Origin of the sequence: Bacillus paralicheniformis, assembly GCF_002993925.1 — a bacterium.
Lineage (GTDB): Bacteria > Bacillota > Bacilli > Bacillales > Bacillaceae > Bacillus > Bacillus paralicheniformis.
This window is the reverse complement of record NZ_CP023665.1, coordinates 3,903,703-3,921,596: the sequence shown is the minus strand read 5'-3', so window position 1 is coordinate 3,921,596 and position 17,894 is coordinate 3,903,703. Positions and strand designations below refer to the sequence as shown.

Sequence of the window (17,894 nt, the reverse complement as noted above, 5' to 3'; positions counted from 1 at the left end):
AAACTGTAAAACATGTTGGATCTAAGTTACGATATACATATAAAAAGCGTGATTTAATCAGCGAAACAACGCCTCTTTAACCAAATCGGGAGGGATTGATTATGGATATGGAACGTTTCCATCAAATGCCGGCTTTTATGAAAGAAGAAATGGATAACCTCAAGCATGTGGCGGCGCCGTTCTTAAAGAAAAGGCTGATATTTCTTTTTATCGCGATTCCGCTGCTTGTTGCTTCATTGGTTTATCTTTCTTCTTTTTGGGGGCAGGCATCCTATGGAACCGATTCAATGATAAAAATCGGCTGCGCTGCCGCAGCAGCAGCTTTCGGCATGGCACTGTTCAGAGAGTCGTCTTACCAAAAAAGAAATGTTCAGCAATCGGTGATGAAATATATATTGGAACGGATGCAAACAAGCGAAGTGCTTTCCGATGAACGGAAAAGCCGCTACGTTCAGGCGGTCAAAGAAGAGCCGTTTACTGTGATGAGAAGCTTTTTGGAATTTTTAAATGAAGAAGAGATCAGAAGGCGCAGGCTGGCTGAATGATGAAAGAAAAAAAGAGCTGCATGACAGCTCTTTTTTTCGTGCCATGATGATCAGGCTTCATTCAATTCTTTTCCTAATATTTTTAAATCGTACCGTATTCGATCCATCTCGGCGATTCCGGGAAAGTGTCCCCACTCGGTAAAGCCGTATTTTTTGAAAAGCTTGATGCTCGGTTCGTTGTGGGCAAAAATAAACGCCATTAAAGAACGGATTCCAAGCTTTGGCGCAGCTTCAAGCGCTTTTTCAAGCACCGCTGAACCCGCCCCTTTGCCGCGGTGGTCTTCATGAAGGTAAATGCTGACTTCGGCGGTTTTGTTATAGGCGGGCCTACCGTAAAATGATTCGAAGCTGATCCAGCCGGCGATATCCCCTTGTTCATTTTCCACAATATAAAGAGGCCTTGCCTCGGTATGGTTCAAAAACCAGTTCAGCCTTTCTTCAGGTGTGACGGGTTCTGTATCTGCCGTAACCATTCGCGACGCAATGGTGGAGTTGTAAATATCGACTACTGCGGGAAGGTCTTCCCGATTGGCGATCCGTAGTTTCATTCTCTCTGTCCTTTCTTCATATGTTATATCTTCGGCGTTTTTCCCGTTATCATGCACATTGGTGAAATTTCAGGTTTTAGGGCGGTTTTTACATAAAAACGAAGCAGCCGGTGCAGACTAACTTGAAAAAAAGTTTTTTGTAAATGTATATATTTTCTGAAAAGTGTTCAGAATGTTGCTGAGGTGATGAGTAATGAAAGAGGAAGAAAAGAATCGTACTTCCAAAATCACAAAGCTGCAACAGTTTTTTCGTAAACGCTGGGTATTTCCGGCCATCTATTTGACAAGTGCCGTCGTTGTATTAACCGCCGTTCTTTGGTATCAATCGGCTTCTAACAACGATGTAAAAGATCAGCTTGCTGACGATGGTAAGAAATCAGCCTATGATAACCGGGATGACGCGGTAGAAGTAGGCAAACCAGTCGAAAATGTCGCAATGCCGGTTGCTGATTCTGAAAATGTTTCTGTCGTTAAAAAGTTCTTTGAAACTGACGCAACTAAAGAAGAGAAAGAAGCAGCACTTGTAAACTATAATAACACGTACAGCATGAGCAAAGGTATCGACTTGGCTGAGAAAGACGGAAAAACATTCGATGTTTCCGCATCTCTCAGCGGTACGGTCATCAAAGCTGCAAAAGACCCTGTACTGGGCTACGTTGTTGAAGTTGAACATGAAAATGGTTTATCAACTGTGTATCAGTCTCTTTCTGAAGTAAGCGTCAAACAAGGTGACAAGATTGAACAAAATCAAGTCATCGGAAAAGCAGGCAAAAACCTTTACAATGAAGAAGGCGGAAACCATGTGCATTTTGAAATCCGCAAAGACGGTGTTGCGCTAAACCCGTTGAACTTCATGGACAAGCCGGTCTCCAGCATCGAAAAAGCGGTGGAGGAACAAGCGGCTGAAATGAAGGAACCTGCTCAGCCTTCTGTTGAAGAAAAGTCAAAAACAGAAGACAAAGCGAAAGATCAAACAGGTGGAAAAGACGACAAAACCAAACGGGAAGATTCGTCTGAAGGGTCAGAAAATCAAGACGGAACCCAGTCTGACGATTCAAGCCAGTCATAAGGCACGCTTCCCTCAGAGCGCCTATCAAATACGATAGGCGCCTTTTTTGTTACAATCATAAAAAACCCGTATCAAATTTGCAGAGCCAGCCGTTTATTAAGTAAGAGGCCTCTTTTAAGGAGTGTGAATGCATTCATGAATGAGCTAGAACAGCAAGCGCTGATGAAGTATTGCATGAGAATGACAGGTGATAAATGGGATGCCGAGGATTTAGTCCAGGATACCATCCTGAAGTTAATCGAAATCAATCGAACAGACGCCTCACATGCTTATCAAAAGACGGTGGCAAAGCATAAATGGATTGACCTGCTCAGAAAAAGGAAACGCGAAATCTTTCTGTCTGAAGACAATCTGGAAGACGGGAGGGCAGAGCGCATGAAGGCGGCCGATGACTTCGAGCACCTGCTGAAACAGCTTTCCGGTATTTTAACGCCGAAGCAATTAACGATTTTTCTGCTCAAAGATGTGTTTTCCTTTCAGCTGCACGAAATCGCCGAGTCGCTCGGTAAGCCCGAATCATCCGTCAAATCGCTTTTATTCAGATCGCGTCAGCGATTAAAAAGGCTTTCTCCGGATGTTCTGCAAAGGGAAGCGGCGGACCGGGATGACGAACACATTGACCTGCTTGTTCGGGCGATATTGTATCACAACCCCGATGCTCTGCTCGAATTTGCCAAACAGACATGGCTTTTCGGCGCTTCACAGCCGTCCTGCATCAGCATGATGAGGTGTGCTGCCTAGGAGGAAAAAGGCTATGAACACCATACCTTACGTCATTGAGAAAACGGCTGCCGGTGAAAGATCGTACGATATTTTTTCCAGACTTTTAAAAGACCGGATCATTATGATCGGCTCTGAATTCAACGATGACCTCGCCAATCGGGTCACCGCCCAGTTGCTGTTTTTGTCAGCCGAAGACAATGAAAAAGACATTTCGATCTATATCAACAGCCCGGGCGGATCAACTTCCGCGGGATATGCGATTTTGGATACGATGGACTATGTGAAGCCGGATGTCCGCACGATCTGCGTCGGAATGGCAGCTTCCATGGGAGCGATTCTTCTCGCCGGCGGAACAAAAGGCAAACGGTATGCGCTCAAAAACAGCGAAATCATGATCCATCAGCCGCTCGGCGGCGTCAAAGGACAGGCGACAGACATGGAGATTTCAGCGAAGCGGATCATCAAACTGAGGGAAAAAATCGAGCACTTTTTTCACGAACGAACGGGCCAGCCCATTGAAAAACTAAAAGCCGACATGGAACGTGATTATTTTATGGATGCGGACGAAGCGAAGGCATACGGGATTATTGATGCCGTTTTGTAAAACTTTAAGAAAAGAACCTTAGAAATATATATTAAGGATTCTCGTTTTTAACAAGTAGGGATGTGTTCCTTAATAATTATGGCAGGTAATAATATAAAAATTCCTCATTGTTTAAGGTATTTTCATTTAATATAAATGAGGAATTTTATATTATGTAATAGCAGCCAGGCATTATCTTAATCCCAAAGTTGATCATACTAAAGACAAGTATTTGATTAGCTGTTAGGTGTCATTCTAGTTTCTGTTTGTGAGCTTATCTAAGATTATAATGAATAGAATTTGTGCTCACGTAAATCGCCGTCTAAGAATTGTGTAATTAAAATGGACTATTATCTTATTGGAAAATTGAAAAATAAAGAGGGTGTGTCGCAGAAAGTCTGAAGACTAAAAGAGGCACCGTTTAAAGATTCACCATAAAAATGTGTTTTTGAAAATTCTATAGGAACCCAGCGGTAACCTCTATTGTAATACTATAAATTTAATGTTGTACAGTAATATAGTGTTTTAGTTCTCCAATATAGTTTCGAGTTCCCCAATTTGTTGTTACTATCACATCATATTTGCCTGCAGGAATACTTTTTGTTGAAAAGCTTACTCTAAAACTGCGTTTATTACAACAATCAACAGATGCGTATTTGACTGTTTTGCCTGCCTTATTTACAAGATAAACTCCAGCACCATTGTTTAATCTATCAAGAGTGCCTGTCACAACAATTGAAGTAGCACGTTTTGAATATGTATTAGCATCTGTCTGAAACTTAATTGCTCCTTTTGAAGTCATGGCAAAAGCATCTGAACTTCCGGTGAAAAATACAAAAACTAAGAGAGTAGTTGTGAACAAAGTCATTACAATTCTTTTCATTTAAGACTTCCTTTCTTTGTTTAATTAGAAACCATTTCCTATATTAATAGATATTTTTTAAAAAAACAACAAAATAAGGGGAAATTATACATTAACAATAACTTATCTTGCTAAGGTTATATTATCTTATATGAGGAAACTGTTGCTTTTAAATGGAGAAAAATAAAATTTCATATGCAAAAAAAGCTCCCGGCTTAACTTCAGCCGGGAGCTTCGATCTTTTTATAAAGCGTCAGGACCTTCCTCGCCTGTGCGGATGTTGATGGTGTTTTTAATTTCGTATATGAAGATCTTGCCGTCACCGGGTTCCCCGGTTTTCAGGACGTTTTGCGCCGTCTCGGCCACCTTTTCGACAGGCACTTTGCTGACGACGATTTCGACTTTTAACCTTTCATATACATTGCTTTCGCGTTTGACCCCGCGGTAAAGCTCTGTATGCCCTTTTTGCAGGCCGCATCCGTGTACATTGTAAAACGTAATGGACGTTACCCCGATTTTGGCCAGCTCCGTTTTCAGCTTTTCAAAGTTTGTAGGACGAGTTACAATTTCCACCTTATACATTTGACCGCTCATACCATCACTCCTCCACAAATTAATCTTGATACGCTTTTTCGCCGTGCAGCGTCAGATCGAGGCCCAATGATTCTTCATCCTCTGAGGCACGGAGTTTAAAGAAGATACTGACTATCTTAATAATAGCGTATGTGACGATTGCGACAAACAAATATGTTGCGGCAATCGCAATCAACTGTTTCCAAAGGAGACTGATGTCTCCGTAAAAAAGCCCGTTTGCTCCGTCTGCGTTGACTGATGTCGTCGCGAACAAGCCCGTCGCAATTCCGCCCCATGTTCCGCCGAGCCCGTGAAGTCCGAAGGCATCGAGCGCATCATCGTAGCCGAATTTTTTCTTCAGCGAAAACACACCCCAGAAACAGACGATTCCACCGATGAGCCCGATCCATACGGATGAGAAAGGCGTAACAAAGCCTGCGCCCGGTGTAATCGCGACAAGTCCCGCGATTGCTCCCGAGACGGCGCCGAGCATCGTTGGCTTTTTATTGATCAGCCATTCTGCCAAAATCCAGCCGATCAGCCCCGCAGCCGCAGCCGTATTCGTGTTGATAAAAGCGGTCATGGCAACTTCATCGATCGTCAGGGCGCTTCCGACGTTGAACCCGAACCATCCGAACCAGATCAAAGTCGCCCCGAGCAAAGTCAGAAGGAGGTTGTGAGGGGCGGTATCGCTGATATTTTTCCGCTTGCCGAGAACAATCGCAACAACCAGGCCGGCTACACCGGAAGAGATGTGAACGACGTTGCCGCCGGCAAAATCGATCGCTCCCAGCTCGTCAAGCCAGCCTCCACCCCATACCCAGTGGGCGACCGGCGAGTAAACGAAAACCGCCCAGAGCACCGAAAAAAGAATAAAGGCCGGAAAGCGCATTCGCTCCGCAAAGCTTCCGGAAATAATCGCAGTCGTCAGTACGGCAAATGTCAATTGGAACATCATATAAAGCGTATGCGGGATCGTCTCCGAATAATCGGCATTGGGTTCAAATCCGATACCTTGCAGTCCGATCCAATCCAAACCCCCGATCAATGGGTTTCCGGGAGCGAAAGCGAGCGAATAGCCGAACAAAATCCATATGATGGAAACGATGGCGATTGAAGATAAGCTGTGCATAACGGTGCTGAGCACATTTTTGCTCCTGACAAGTCCTCCGTAAAATAAAGCGATGCCCGGCGTCATCAGCCATACGAGCAAAGCGCAAAAGAACATAAATACTGTATCCCCCATCTGCATGTTTCATTCCTCCGTAGTCATTTAGATTGAGAGCAGATCTCTTTTTCTTTCATTATAGTGACAAAAGGGAGATATCATGATGAACATGTCAGATTTCCTCACATGGTTTTTAGGAAGAAAAGTGGACAGGGAGAGGCTGAAAGGGGGATTAATCGGTTTTTTCAACCTCAACTGCAACGATTCGATGTCCGTCCATATCTTTTACTTTGAAACGGAATCCTTCACTTTCGATCGCCGTTCCGGGCTTGCTCTCAATATTCTGCGTCAGCATCCAGCCGCCGATTGTATCAATCTCCTCATCTGATAAATGAATTCCGAGCAGGTCGTTTACATCGCTGACCAGTACTTTACCGCTGAGGATGTAATGGTCATCTTCCAGTTTCTGAACAGCCGATACTTCTTCAGTATCGAATTCATCGCGAATATCGCCGACGATTTCCTCGACGATATCCTCAACCGTCACAAGGCCGGATGTTCCGCCATACTCATCTACGAGAATCGCCATATGTGTATGCTCTTTTTGCATTTTGACGAACAGCTGGTAGACGGGAATCGTTTCAATCACATGGATAACCGGATGGATATATGGCTTTAACGGTTTTGTTTCTAAAGAAAACCCGCCTGCAAGCTCAGCCAGCAGCAGTTCTTTTATATTGATCATTCCGCTGATGTGATCCTTGTCTTCCTCCATGACGGGGAAGCGGGTGTGCTTTGTTTCTTTGATGAGCTGCTTCACTTTTTTTACACTGTCGTCAAGAGACAGGACGGTCATTTCATTGCGGGGCACCATAATTTCTTTTGCCGTACGTTCGTCGAATTTAAAAATGTTGTTTACATATCTCAATTCATTCTGGTTGATTTCCCCGCTTTGATAGCTTTCAGATAAAAGTGTTCGCAGCTCTTCCTCCGAATACGCCAATTCGTGTTCACCGGTCGGCTTCAGGCCGAACAGACTTGTGATCATGCGGGCTGAATGATTGAGCAGCCATATAAAAGGAAACATGATTCTGTAAAACCAGATCATCGGCTGTGCAAAAAGCAGAGTAACGGTTTCCGCTTTTTGAATGGCGATCGTTTTTGGCGCCAGCTCTCCGATCACAACATTGAGATAAGTGACCGATAAAAAAGCGGCCAAAAATGAAAGAATATGTGTCATCGACTCGTTCAAGCCGATTTTGGAAAAAAGGGGATGCAGCAAGGTCTGCATCGTCGGTTCACCAAGCCAGCCGAGGCCCAATGCCGTCACGGTGATTCCAAGCTGGCAGGCTGACAAGTATTCGTCAAGGTGTGAGGTCACTTCTTTTGCGGCAAGCGCGCCCTTTTTTTTCTGAATGATCAATTGGTCGATCTTTGTCCTCCTTACTTTGACGATGGCGAATTCGACCGCGACGAAAAAGCCCGTTAATGCGATTAATCCTGCCACTGCAATCAGCTTCAGTAATTCCAATGCCCCGCCTTCTCAAAAAGAAGGCGCCACCTCCTTTTCTATGAAAAACTCATACTGGCTTCATACCACGTGCCGCAGCGCGGCAAACATGATGTTTATTTACGCGGAGGGCGGGCAAAGAAATATAAAACGAATGGGCCGGAAGAGGAGGAGACGAAATATGAGAGTTTTTCAGGGAGAGGGCTGGACATGGTATCAGCTCGGCCCTCACGAAAAAGCGACAGCACAAGGGCTGATCCAGCCCGATCATTGGCCGGAATGCCGAAACTGGTTTCAAGGCGTTCCATCGGCCAATATCAATTGCATTGATATCAATGCTGCCGTTCAAGGCAAGGAAGCGATCTACGGTTCATATATTTACGATCAGGAAGCGGAAGTTCAACAAAATCGGACAGCATTTCATTTTTACTTAACGAAAGACTATTTTTTCACAATGAATTTAGATATCTCGCAATTTGAAGAGGCAAACAGAAGGCCGATCGATCAACACTTAAAGCGATGCAAAGACGCCCCAGAAGTGTTTCTGATTCTGCTGGGCGAACTAATGAGAATGTATTTAAAGGAACTTGAGCACTTTGAAGTTCACCTTGGAAAAGTAAGATGGGGATTTCACCATGACAACAATAAAAGCATCATTGAACTGATTCATAAACGGCGTCACGAACTGCTCGTCATAAGAAGTTTAATTTTATCGATGAAAAAGGTAGCAATGGGCCTTAAAGAAACTTTTTTAAGCAAATCGTTTGATGAAATCGAACAGCGCAGGACGTTTTACGAAATCGACAGAGGCATGTCATTGATCAAAGAGTACGCGAATGAAATCAATTATTTGCTCCATTCCGAAGAAGTGGTGACATCCCACAGAGGCAATGAAATCTTTAAAGCGCTGACGATTTTCACGACGATCTTTACGCCGATGACGGCTTTCGGCGCCCTGTGGGGAATGAACTTCGAAGTCATGCCTGAACTCTCATTGAAGTACGGCTATTTATTTTCGCTTATTTTAATTGCCGTTTCGACCGTTCTTGTGTACTGGTATTTGAGGAAGAAAGGGTGGACCGGCGATTTATTGAAGGATAAAAAACGATATATGAAAAGGAAGGGCTCTTTTAAATAGGTTTAAGCCCGTGTTATATCGGAAAAGCACATAATAACCCCATCATAAAGGAGGAATTCCGAATGAAACTGAAGGACATCATGACAACCAATGCTGAATGCTGCGAGCCTTCTGCCCCGATTGCGGAAATTGCCGGTAAGATGCGTGATTACAATGTAGGTTCAATTCCGGTCTGCGAGAACGGAAAATTGACGGGGATCGTTTCAGACCGGGATATTGTTATCAGATGTGTAGCTGAAAATGAAACAGATGCGGCTGCTCGGGATATCATGAGCACACAGATGGTGACAGGGCGCCCGGATATGTCTGCTGAAGAGGCTGGTGATCTGATGGCGGAACACCAAATTCGCAGGCTGCCGATTGTTGAAGATGGCCGTCTTGTCGGAATCGTTGCTTTGGGGGATCTCTCCGTCTCACATGCGGATGAGAAAGCGGGAGAAGCTTTAAGCGAAATTTCAAAACCGGCTTAAACAGGTTGAAGGAAGAGCGTTTTCAGCTCTTCCTTTTTTATAGTGCAATATTTAGTGATTGATCAATAACTAAAATTCAGCTTAAGTTTTCATTAAGCATTTCAATGTTTCTTTCAGCCCTTCTTGATAAGGTGTAGCGGGAATTTTTCCTATTCTCTTTTCATATTTTTCCCCGTTGAGAATGAATGTTTCTTCAGTTAAGTACATGATTTCTACTACTTCTTTCATTACTGGATCAAATAATCCGCTTATACGAATGGCAAGTTTATTTAATGGTATTACTAATTTATTATTTCCGGTAATTTGGCGTGCGATTTTTATGATTTCTTTACCTGAAATCAGTCCGGCGCCGGGAATGTTCCAGTTTTCACCGTAAGAATCGTCTTTACTTGCGATTTCCACAATCATTTTTGCGGCATCAGGCAAATATACGTACTCCCGGGGGGTTTTTAGATTGCCGATAAAAACAGCTATTTTATTTGCTGCCATTCCGGTTAATGTAGGCTGTAAATAAGAATTTTGCGAAGTTTTTCCATAATAGTCGGGCAGTCTGACGATTAATGGTTTGGCATTTTTCCATTTCTTATCGAATATTAAGTTTTCAAAGTCTACTCTTAGCTTTCCTTTTTTTGTATGGGGCAGTTTCGGATGATTTTCGTCTCCTTTGGCAATTTGTCGGCCGTAAACATATATTCCATCCACAATCACGATTTTCTTGCCTGAAATATTTGCAGCCTTCATTACACTTTCACCGAGAAGCAGGAGTTTATCTGCCATTTCATGATATTGAACATTGGCGCATTGAAATATCACATCTGCATCCTTCGCTGCTTCACTGATGGTCTGTGCATCAAAGACATCGCCAAGCTGATATGTTAATAGCGGTGTTGAATGATGTTCTTTTATGAGATTCTTTAGTTTATTTTCAGAACGGCCGAAAGCGATAACCGGAATATTTCTTGACAGCAATTCTGAAACTATGACTTGACCTGTTCCACCTGTTGCGCCTAAAACAATTGCTTTTTCCATTGAAAATTCCCCCTTGGGTAAGTTATTAATCAATCAATAACTAATGCTTAAATAAAAAACCGAAACAAATCGGTTATTTTATTCTGTTTGGCCGTGCATGATCTCCGGCAAATCCAAGAAATAGGAAATGTTGCAAAGTATCCCTCTTGCCAGGAAAGTCGTAACTTCCCTCTCTGCATTCGGAACATTCGCTTCCTGGAACCTTTCCAGCGTATAGTTTCTAATACGTGATAAGCCCGTTTTTGAACAATTTCTGATCGATTCCTCCGTAACGGATAGTCCGATGACCTGTAAGGCTATTTCATTAGGGTGTGATACAGACAACTCTTCATATGCTTTGATCATGTTTGCTACGATCTGTTCGGAGCTGGATTCGACATTTTGAAACGTTTGGAGGATTCTTTCAAAGGCCCGATCGAGCGCGGCAACGAACAACTCTTCCTTCGTCTTATAAAACCTAAATATATAGGGCTGGGAAATACCGGCTTTTTCAGCAATGAGTGCTGTCGTGGTATTATAATATCCCTTTTCTGCAAACACTTCTAATCCAGCTTCAAGTATTTGCTCCTTTCGGTTTTCCTTACTCTGTCTTATGATATGCCGCCTCCCTTCATTTTGTTATTGATTGATTACTTACTGAGATCGTAACAGATTTCGATTCAAGATTCAAGCACGTAATTTTTAAAACATGTATCTATTGGTGCAACAGTTTTCATCCCCGGTCCCGCTGCAAAGGCCAAAATAAGACGTGCTGCCGTTTGGCGTAATGGAGAAGCGGAGCGGTATCAGGCAATATGAGACCGCTTGCTCCGGGCACCGTGTTTTGTCGGATTTCGGCTTCGGCCCGCTGCAGCGTCCATGGAGAATGATGGATGTCTTCATAGTAGACCCGGTTGTTGTACGTGGTGTACAGGCGGTATCTTTCAGTCAGCCAGTATTCGATGGACCCTTTTTGGGCGGTAAAGGAATCTGACAGCGGGCGGTAGCTGGCGCGGAAGGCCGCTTTTGAATCATCCCTTCTGCTGGAAAATTCAATATGGTTTTTTTCTTTTACAAAGTTTATCCCGGCGTGAAAATAAGGCAAGTGGAACATTGCGCGCGCGCCGGCGACGGCTAAGCGCGAAGCGGCGTCAAGACTGAAAAAATAAATGCCCGGTATGCCTTTATATGATACATATGTCCGGACGTTCAGCTCGGGAAATCTGCTGACGAAAGGAAAGGGGGGCAAAAAACGGGGGCGCATATTTGTCAGCAGGAAAGGCAAAATGCCGATCCATGCTTTTCCATTGAATGTCTCCAGTTCCAAGGCCGCCGGTATTCGTCCGCGAATGGCTTCAGAATCAACAGCCCAATGGGCAAATAATACATGATTCCATGTTTGCGTCATCACCCACGGTCCTTCAGGCGGCGGAAAAGGGCGGTGTGAAGTATTTTTAATCATAGAACAGCACTCCTTCGATTCGAATGTTGACCCGTCTGCAACACATCCCGAGCCTGTTGTACGGTTTTATCATTTCCCTTTACGGTTAATTCAAAAACGAGGATACAAAAAACGGAGGAGTGATGTGATTTGTTCAAGCATACGAAAGTGCTGCAGTACCCTGCAAAACCTGAAAGACCCAATCCTGTCTTCGCCAAGAAAATGCAGGAAATACTCGGCGGTCAGTACGGAGAAATATCTGTGGCCATGCAATACCTTTTTCAAGGGTGGAATACAAGGGGAAATGAAAAGTATAAAGATTTGCTCATGGATACGGCGGCAGAAGAAATCGGACACGTCGAAATGATTGCGACGATGATCGCGCGCCTGCTTGAAGACGCACCGGTTTACGAGCAGGAAAAAGCCGCAGACGATCCTGTCATCGGTGCAATTATGGGCGGAATGAACCCTCACCATGCGATCGTTTCGGGACTGGGAGCCATGCCTGAAAACAGCACCGGCGTTCCGTGGAATGCAGGCTATATTGTAGCGAGCGGCAACCTTCTGGCCGATCTGCGCGCAAATGTCAACGCTGAATCGCAAGGCAGGCTGCAAGTCGCGCGGCTGCGCGAAATGACGGATGACAATGGTGTACAAGATATGCTCGGTTTTCTTTTAGCGAGAGACACGATGCACCAAAACCAGTGGATCGCCGCAATCAAAGAGTTGGAAGAAAAAGAAGGCGTCATCGTGCCCGGCACGGTTTCGGATGAAAATGAAAAAGAAGACATTGCGCATACTTTATACAATTTCTCGGATGGAGAAGAAAGCGCGCAGTTTGATTGGCTGAAAGGGAAGGCGCCGGACGGAGCGGAATTCCACTACGAGAGCGGCCCTGTCGCATATGGAGAAAAAACGGTCTTGAAGCCCGCTCCAAAACGAAGCCACAATACACCTGACTATGGAGAATAGAGCCGAACGGCTCTTTTTTTATTTTTTAAAATGACAAAACACTCCGTAAATATTAAAATAAGTGACAGATTTGCAGATTTTTTTATTGTCAGGTAAGCTTACTATAAAAACAACAGTAAGGAGTTATATCATGAGTAAAGTACTTATTTTTGGCCACAAAAATCCGGATACGGATACGATTTGTTCAGCGATTGCATATGCCGAATTAAAAAAGGAGCTCGGCATGGACGCAGAACCCGTCCGCCTCGGCGAAATCAACGGCGAAACCGAATTCGCGCTTGAGAAATTCAATGCAGAAGTACCCCGCCTTGTGAACACTGTTGCGAATGAAACTGACAGCGTGATTCTGGTTGACCATAATGAGCGCCAGCAGAGCGTCGATGACCTTGATCAAGTTCGCGTGCTTGAAGTCATCGATCACCACCGGATCGCCAATTTTGAAACGAGCGATCCTCTGTATTATCGCGCAGAGCCTGTAGGCTGCACGGCAACGATCTTAAACAAGCTCTATAAAGAAAACGGCGTCGAAATTAAAAAAGATATCGCAGGATTGATGCTGTCGGCGATCATCTCAGATTCCCTCTTATTCAAATCTCCGACTTGCACGGACGAAGACGTCAAAGCTGCAAAAGAATTGGCTGCGATTGCCGGTGTTGATGCCGACAGCTATGGACTCGATATGCTGAAGGCTGGAGCAGATTTGAGCGCAAAAACGATTCCTCAGCTTCTCTCTCTTGACGCAAAAGAGTTTACGATGGGAAGCCATAAAGTGGAGATCGCGCAAGTTAACACTGTTGATACAAACGACGTTCTCTCCCGCAAAGCAGAAGTTGAAGCAGAACTTGCAAAAGTGGTGTCTGAAAAAGGATTGGATTTATTTGTGTTTGTCGTAACCGACATTTTAACAAACGACTCGGTTGTCGTCGCTTCAGGACAAGCTGCACAAGCAGTGGAGAAAGCGTTCAATGTCACATTGTCAGACAACACAGCAACACTGAAAGGCGTTGTATCCCGCAAAAAACAAATTGTTCCGCCGTTAACCGAAGCCTTAAAAGGTTAAGGAAAGGAAATGAAAAACACCCGAATCATGAGATTCGGGTGTTTTCTTATGCCGTTCTGGATACGGCTTTCCGCAATTTCCGCAAGATCGATTCGTAGAGTGAGATGATACGTTCAAAAAGCGGCTGCACATACGCTGAGAATCTAAATATAACGAGTGATACAAATAAAGCGACCAAAATGCTGCCTAAAACGTCAACAGGGTAGTGGTGTCCGACCCAAATACGGGAAAAGCCCGTCAACAACCCGAAAGCAATCAGGCAGGTTCCAATTTTCCGATGATAAAGCCAAAAAGCGATCGAAATGGCTAACGCCCCGGTTGTATGATCGCTGGGAAACGAGGCGTCGGCCGCATGATGAATTAATACGTCCACATGGTGAGCGACAAACGGTCTCGGCTCATAGTAAACCAATGACAGCAAATAATTTGCCGCCAATCCGAGAATACCCGTCACACCTGCCTGAAGAACGCTTATTTTATAAGAACGGTTTCCGAAGATCCAGATCAAAAGCAAAATGAGCGCATACATGTAAATTGCTTTTTCTGTAATCAAAATCATAGCGCTGTCCAGGATGTGGTTGTGGTTTGATAATTGATGAATACGTGTAAAAAGCCAATAGTTCAAAAAATCACCTTTTTAATAGAGTAGTAGTTTTTGGTCAGACAGTTAGGAGACGTATTTGATTTTGCAAAAGTTTCATTAAATGACAGATCGGACTGTATCAGCCGGCATGAAAAAAGCCGGGTAATCCCGGCCCGGCGAGGTTGAACGGCTTATTCAGCCATTGATATATCCCGCTTTTCCTTTGCGAGTGCGGGTTTTTGGCTCCATGTATACAGAAACAGATTGATGAGCACAAAAACGCCTGAGAATAAATAGATGTTTGAAAAACCGGCTTGTGCCACAACCAACCCGAAAACATAGGATCCGACTGCGATCCCGGTATCAAACAGCGTAAAATAAGTCGCCGTTGCATAGCCGCTCCGGTGAGGCGGCGAAGCTTGAATCGCCAAGGTCTGAAGGCACGGCGTGATAGATCCGTAGCCCATGCCGATGACAGCTCCGGATAGCAAGAGCATCCCGCTGCTGTTTGTGAAAGCAAGCAGGAAAAGCCCGGCGCAAAAAATGATAATGGACGGATAAATGACGACTCCGGGGCCGACTTTATCATACAGTTTTCCCGTAAACGGCCGCGTGATCATCATTGTCACTGCGAACACCATAAAGAAATAGCTGCTTGCTTCAATAAGGCCGAGAGATTTTGCATAAACAGAGATGAAGGAAATGACGCTTGAATAACAAAACGACACGAACAATCCGACCGTGGCAATCCGAATCGCGCCCTTTTCAAACATGTTGGAAAAAGACAACCTGAACACAGCCGAACGGATGTCGCTTCCTTTAGGAATCCTGACCAGTGCCGTGCAAAGGATGGCCACAGTGACGATTCCTGAAAATAAAATAAACAGATCGGAAAAACTCATTTTATCCAGCAGGTTCAACGCGATAAACGGACCGATGACCACCGCCAAATTCATCGACATGGCAAAGTAGCCCAAACCTTCCCCGCGGCGGGCCGGCGGAATTAAATCGGCTGCAATTGCACTCGTCACTGTCGTGATGATGCTGAACCAAATGCCTTGGAAAAAGCGAATACCAAGCAGCAGGTAGATATCGTGAATATAGATATAAAGAAATGATGCTAAAGTAAACAGCACGACACTGATGAGCGCCATTCTTTTTTTGCCAAAACGTTCAATAACGGCTCCCGAAAACGGCCTCGCAAAAATCGCGGACAGCATAAAGCCGCTGATCAAAAGGCCGCCCTCTGACTCGGAACCGCCGAGCTCCTGCATTGCATAGACCGGAAGCACGGTCAACAGTGCGTAAAAATAGACGAATATAAATAAATTAATCAAAACGACCATGATAAAATCCCTGGTCCAAATGGGTTCAGTTTGCTTCATAGGCTACAACTCCTCCTGATGTCCTTCTAATAATTGATTTAACAGCCTTTGAAATGTTTTTTTATCCCGTTCTTCAAATACGGAAAGCATTTCCTCTTCAAATTCTTGCATTTTTAATTGAATGTCATCATATTTAATTTTGGCTTCTTCTGTCATTTTGACGACTTTTTCCCGTTTGTCATCGCCCTGTATCCGTTCTACCCAGCCGTTTTTTTCGAGGCGGCTGACGGTTCTCGTCACAGTCGGCGCCTCAACGTGCAAGTAAGTCCAAATGTCTTTTTGCGTCATCGGTCCGCAGGTGTGAAGACAGTATAGGATCGACCACTGTGAACCGTAAAGGCCGTATGCTTCGAGCTGTTCATTCGTTTTTTTAGCAACCATCCGCGTGCTTTGATTGAGCTGGTGAATAATCTTTCGATTGATATGTTCCATTCCCGGACTCCTTCAAAATAGTTACCTAGGTAAATAATAAACTTTATTCATTTTACCGGAAGCCAAGATTAGTGTAAAGTTAAAATTTTTGAAACCCGAAATAAAATTATCAGAGAAACCCCTTGTCCTCCTTGAGTTTTTAGCATAATCCCATTTGAATGCTAATACACTGATACAAACCTAACAAAGAGAGTGTTTGAGGTGAGGGATCGTGGGAGTATTTCAAAATTCTACTTGGAAAAGCATAAAACGAAGAAGCTGCGTAAATAGCGAATTTTTTCACAAGACGGATCTCATTTCACACTTCTCACATCCATTTTAGGGAGGTCGAGTGGTGTGCACGATTACATCAAAGAGCGAACAATCAAGATAGGGAAGTACATCGTGGAGACGAAAAAAACAGTTCGTGTGATAGCGAAGGAGTTTGGTGTTTCCAAAAGTACCGTTCACAAGGATTTGACAGAAAGGCTGCCTGAAATTAATCCTGACCTGGCCAATGAAGTAAAAGAAATTCTTGATTATCATAAATCAATCAGACATTTGCGGGGCGGAGAAGCGACAAAACTAAAATATAAGAAAGAGGAAATCTTTGAAAGAGAACCCGTGCAATAAGGAATAATGGCTCAGAAACGAGCACCGTTTATCAGAATTTCCCGGTATCCTCCGTAAAAAGCCACAAAAATTTTATGAAGAACTTTAATAAGCTCTCTTTTTTTTCTAATATTTATGATAAAATATATAATTAGGGCAGAATGTGGACATTGCTGTGAAACAGATTTCGAGGAGGATATAGATAGATGTTTGCAAGGGATATTGGTATTGACCTTGGTACAGCGAATGTGCTGATCCATGTCAAAGGAAAAGGTATTGTCTTAAATGAACCATCAGTCGTTGCTCTTGACAAAAACAATGGGAAAGTGCTCGCTGTCGGTGAAGAAGCAAGGAGAATGGTAGGACGTACACCTGGGAATATTGTTGCGATACGTCCATTAAAAGACGGCGTCATTGCCGATTTTGAAGTAACGGAAGCCATGCTGAAGCATTTCATTAACAAGCTGAATGTGAAAGGTCTTTTTTCAAAGCCGCGCATGCTGATTTGCTGCCCTACAAATATTACTTCTGTGGAGCAGAAGGCTATCAGAGAAGCTGCCGAGAAAAGCGGCGGAAAGCATGTATATTTGGAGGAAGAACCTAAGGTGGCCGCAATCGGAGCGGGAATGGATATTTTCCAGCCAAGCGGAAACATGGTAGTTGATATCGGCGGTGGAACGACAGATATCGCAGTCATCTCAATGGGCGATATTGTCACCGCCTCTTCTATTAAAATGGCTGGGGACAAGTTTGATCTTGAAATCTTGAACTACATCAAACGTGAGTACAAGCTGCTCATAGGCGAACGGACAGCCGAAGACATTAAGATTAAAGTCGCAACTGTTTTCCCAGACGCACGTCACGAGGAAATTTCCATCCGCGGCCGCGATATGGTCACAGGATTGCCGAGAACCATTACGGTAACGAGCAAAGAGGTGGAAGAAGCGCTGCGCGAATCTGTATCTGTCATTGTACAGGCTGCCAAGCAGGTACTCGAAAGAACGCCGCCTGAGCTGTCAGCCGATATTATCGACAGAGGCGTTATCATTACAGGAGGCGGCGCGTTGTTAAACGGTCTTGACCAGCTTCTTGCCGAAGAACTGAAAGTGCCGGTTCTCGTTGCCGAAAATCCGATGGATTGTGTGGCAGTTGGTACGGGTGTCATGCTTGATAACATGGACAAGCTTCCTAAGCGCAAACTGAGCTGATCAGAAACCTCATTCTTTTTTTAGA

General features: G+C 44.2%; 21 protein-coding genes. 10 read left to right on the top strand and 11 right to left on the bottom strand.

The genetic code is table 11. The features are described from left to right. The first annotated feature begins 101 nt into the window (after positions 1-101). A complete protein-coding gene (locus CP943_RS20085; RefSeq protein ID WP_025810657.1) occupies positions 102-545 on the top strand; it encodes a YwnF family protein in 444 nt (147 codons plus the stop codon). Between the two features lie 50 nt (positions 546-595). On the opposite strand, the gene CP943_RS20080 is transcribed toward CP943_RS20085, so the two are convergent. Then, entirely contained in the window at positions 596-1,093 is a 498-nt protein-coding gene (locus CP943_RS20080; RefSeq protein ID WP_020453226.1) for a GNAT family N-acetyltransferase, read from the bottom strand. Between the two features lie 193 nt (positions 1,094-1,286). Here CP943_RS20080 and CP943_RS20075 point away from each other — a divergent pair, with 193 nt between their 5' ends. From CP943_RS20075 to CP943_RS20065, 3 genes are all read left to right on the top strand, one after another. Continuing rightward, positions 1,287-2,162, top strand: coding sequence for a stage II sporulation protein SpoIIQ (locus CP943_RS20075; RefSeq protein WP_023857113.1), 876 nt, complete (start codon positions 1,287-1,289; stop codon positions 2,160-2,162). Positions 2,163-2,297: 135 nt separating this feature from the next. Continuing rightward, positions 2,298-2,903 (top strand): RNA polymerase sigma factor, encoded by a 606-nt coding sequence (locus tag CP943_RS20070; RefSeq protein WP_020453224.1) that lies wholly within the window; start codon positions 2,298-2,300, stop codon positions 2,901-2,903. A gap of 13 nt (positions 2,904-2,916) precedes the next feature. Next, positions 2,917-3,489, top strand: coding sequence for an ATP-dependent Clp protease proteolytic subunit (locus CP943_RS20065; protein ID WP_105981266.1), 573 nt, complete (start codon positions 2,917-2,919; stop codon positions 3,487-3,489). A 478-nt stretch (positions 3,490-3,967) separates the two neighbouring features. On the opposite strand, the gene CP943_RS20060 is transcribed toward CP943_RS20065, so the two are convergent. The 4 genes from CP943_RS20060 to CP943_RS20045 form a co-directional block, all read right to left on the bottom strand. Then, positions 3,968-4,351 carry a hypothetical protein gene (locus tag CP943_RS20060; RefSeq protein WP_103749405.1) on the bottom strand — a complete coding sequence of 128 codons (384 nt, stop codon included), beginning with the start codon at positions 4,349-4,351 and terminating at the stop codon, positions 3,968-3,970. Between the two features lie 222 nt (positions 4,352-4,573). After that, positions 4,574-4,924, bottom strand: a complete 351-nt coding sequence (locus CP943_RS20055; RefSeq protein ID WP_003185936.1) for a P-II family nitrogen regulator — start codon at positions 4,922-4,924, stop codon at positions 4,574-4,576. A gap of 19 nt (positions 4,925-4,943) precedes the next feature. After that, entirely contained in the window at positions 4,944-6,155 is a 1,212-nt protein-coding gene (locus CP943_RS20050; protein WP_023857117.1) for an ammonium transporter, read from the bottom strand. Between the two features lie 148 nt (positions 6,156-6,303). Further along, a complete protein-coding gene (locus CP943_RS20045) occupies positions 6,304-7,602 on the bottom strand; it encodes a hemolysin family protein (protein ID WP_023857118.1) in 1,299 nt (432 codons plus the stop codon). Between the two features lie 160 nt (positions 7,603-7,762). Between CP943_RS20045 and CP943_RS20040 the strand changes: the two genes are divergently transcribed. Together CP943_RS20040 and CP943_RS20035 are read left to right on the top strand one after the other, a co-directional pair. After that, positions 7,763-8,719: a magnesium transporter CorA family protein gene (locus tag CP943_RS20040; RefSeq protein WP_075212905.1), complete on the top strand. Its 957-nt coding sequence runs from the start codon at positions 7,763-7,765 to the stop codon at positions 8,717-8,719. Between the two features lie 62 nt (positions 8,720-8,781). After that, entirely contained in the window at positions 8,782-9,189 is a 408-nt protein-coding gene (locus CP943_RS20035; protein ID WP_023857120.1) for a CBS domain-containing protein, read from the top strand. An 81-nt stretch (positions 9,190-9,270) separates the two neighbouring features. Here CP943_RS20035 and CP943_RS20030 read toward each other — a convergent pair whose 3' ends face one another. From CP943_RS20030 to CP943_RS20020, 3 genes are all read right to left on the bottom strand, one after another. Next, a complete protein-coding gene (locus tag CP943_RS20030; protein WP_075212906.1) occupies positions 9,271-10,218 on the bottom strand; it encodes an NAD(P)H-binding protein in 948 nt (315 codons plus the stop codon). 78 nt (positions 10,219-10,296) lie between these two features. After that, on the bottom strand, positions 10,297-10,812 hold the full coding sequence (locus CP943_RS20025) for a TetR/AcrR family transcriptional regulator (RefSeq protein WP_035400336.1): 516 nt from the start codon (positions 10,810-10,812) through the stop codon (positions 10,297-10,299). A gap of 118 nt (positions 10,813-10,930) precedes the next feature. Continuing rightward, positions 10,931-11,659 (bottom strand): YqjF family protein, encoded by a 729-nt coding sequence (locus CP943_RS20020; RefSeq protein WP_079289446.1) that lies wholly within the window; start codon positions 11,657-11,659, stop codon positions 10,931-10,933. Between the two features lie 129 nt (positions 11,660-11,788). On the opposite strand from CP943_RS20020, the gene CP943_RS20015 reads away from it, so the two are divergent. Both CP943_RS20015 and CP943_RS20010 read left to right on the top strand, forming a co-directional pair. After that, positions 11,789-12,610, top strand: a complete 822-nt coding sequence (locus CP943_RS20015) for a manganese catalase (protein ID WP_079289447.1) — start codon at positions 11,789-11,791, stop codon at positions 12,608-12,610. A gap of 130 nt (positions 12,611-12,740) precedes the next feature. Beyond that, positions 12,741-13,670, top strand: coding sequence for a manganese-dependent inorganic pyrophosphatase (locus tag CP943_RS20010; protein ID WP_025810664.1), 930 nt, complete (start codon positions 12,741-12,743; stop codon positions 13,668-13,670). Between the two features lie 46 nt (positions 13,671-13,716). Here the strand turns inward: CP943_RS20010 and CP943_RS20005 are convergent, their stop codons facing one another. The 3 genes from CP943_RS20005 to CP943_RS19995 all read right to left on the bottom strand — a co-directional run bounded on the left by CP943_RS20005 (position 13,717) and on the right by CP943_RS19995 (position 16,070). Continuing rightward, positions 13,717-14,295, bottom strand: a complete 579-nt coding sequence (locus CP943_RS20005) for an undecaprenyl-diphosphatase (RefSeq protein ID WP_023857126.1) — start codon at positions 14,293-14,295, stop codon at positions 13,717-13,719. Between the two features lie 149 nt (positions 14,296-14,444). Further along, complete coding sequence (locus CP943_RS20000; RefSeq protein ID WP_035337863.1) at positions 14,445-15,638, bottom strand: MFS transporter; 1,194 nt, start codon at positions 15,636-15,638, stop codon at positions 14,445-14,447. Between the two features lie 3 nt (positions 15,639-15,641). Next, positions 15,642-16,070, bottom strand: coding sequence for a MarR family winged helix-turn-helix transcriptional regulator (locus CP943_RS19995; protein ID WP_023857128.1), 429 nt, complete (start codon positions 16,068-16,070; stop codon positions 15,642-15,644). Between the two features lie 336 nt (positions 16,071-16,406). Here CP943_RS19995 and spoIIID point away from each other — a divergent pair, with 336 nt between their 5' ends. Both spoIIID and mbl read left to right on the top strand, forming a co-directional pair. Further along, a complete protein-coding gene (spoIIID, locus tag CP943_RS19985) occupies positions 16,407-16,682 on the top strand; it encodes a sporulation transcriptional regulator SpoIIID (RefSeq protein WP_003185911.1) in 276 nt (91 codons plus the stop codon). A gap of 185 nt (positions 16,683-16,867) precedes the next feature. Next, positions 16,868-17,869 (top strand): cell shape-determining protein Mbl, encoded by a 1,002-nt coding sequence (mbl, locus tag CP943_RS19980; RefSeq protein ID WP_003185909.1) that lies wholly within the window; start codon positions 16,868-16,870, stop codon positions 17,867-17,869. Positions 17,870-17,894: the final 25 nt, after the last annotated feature.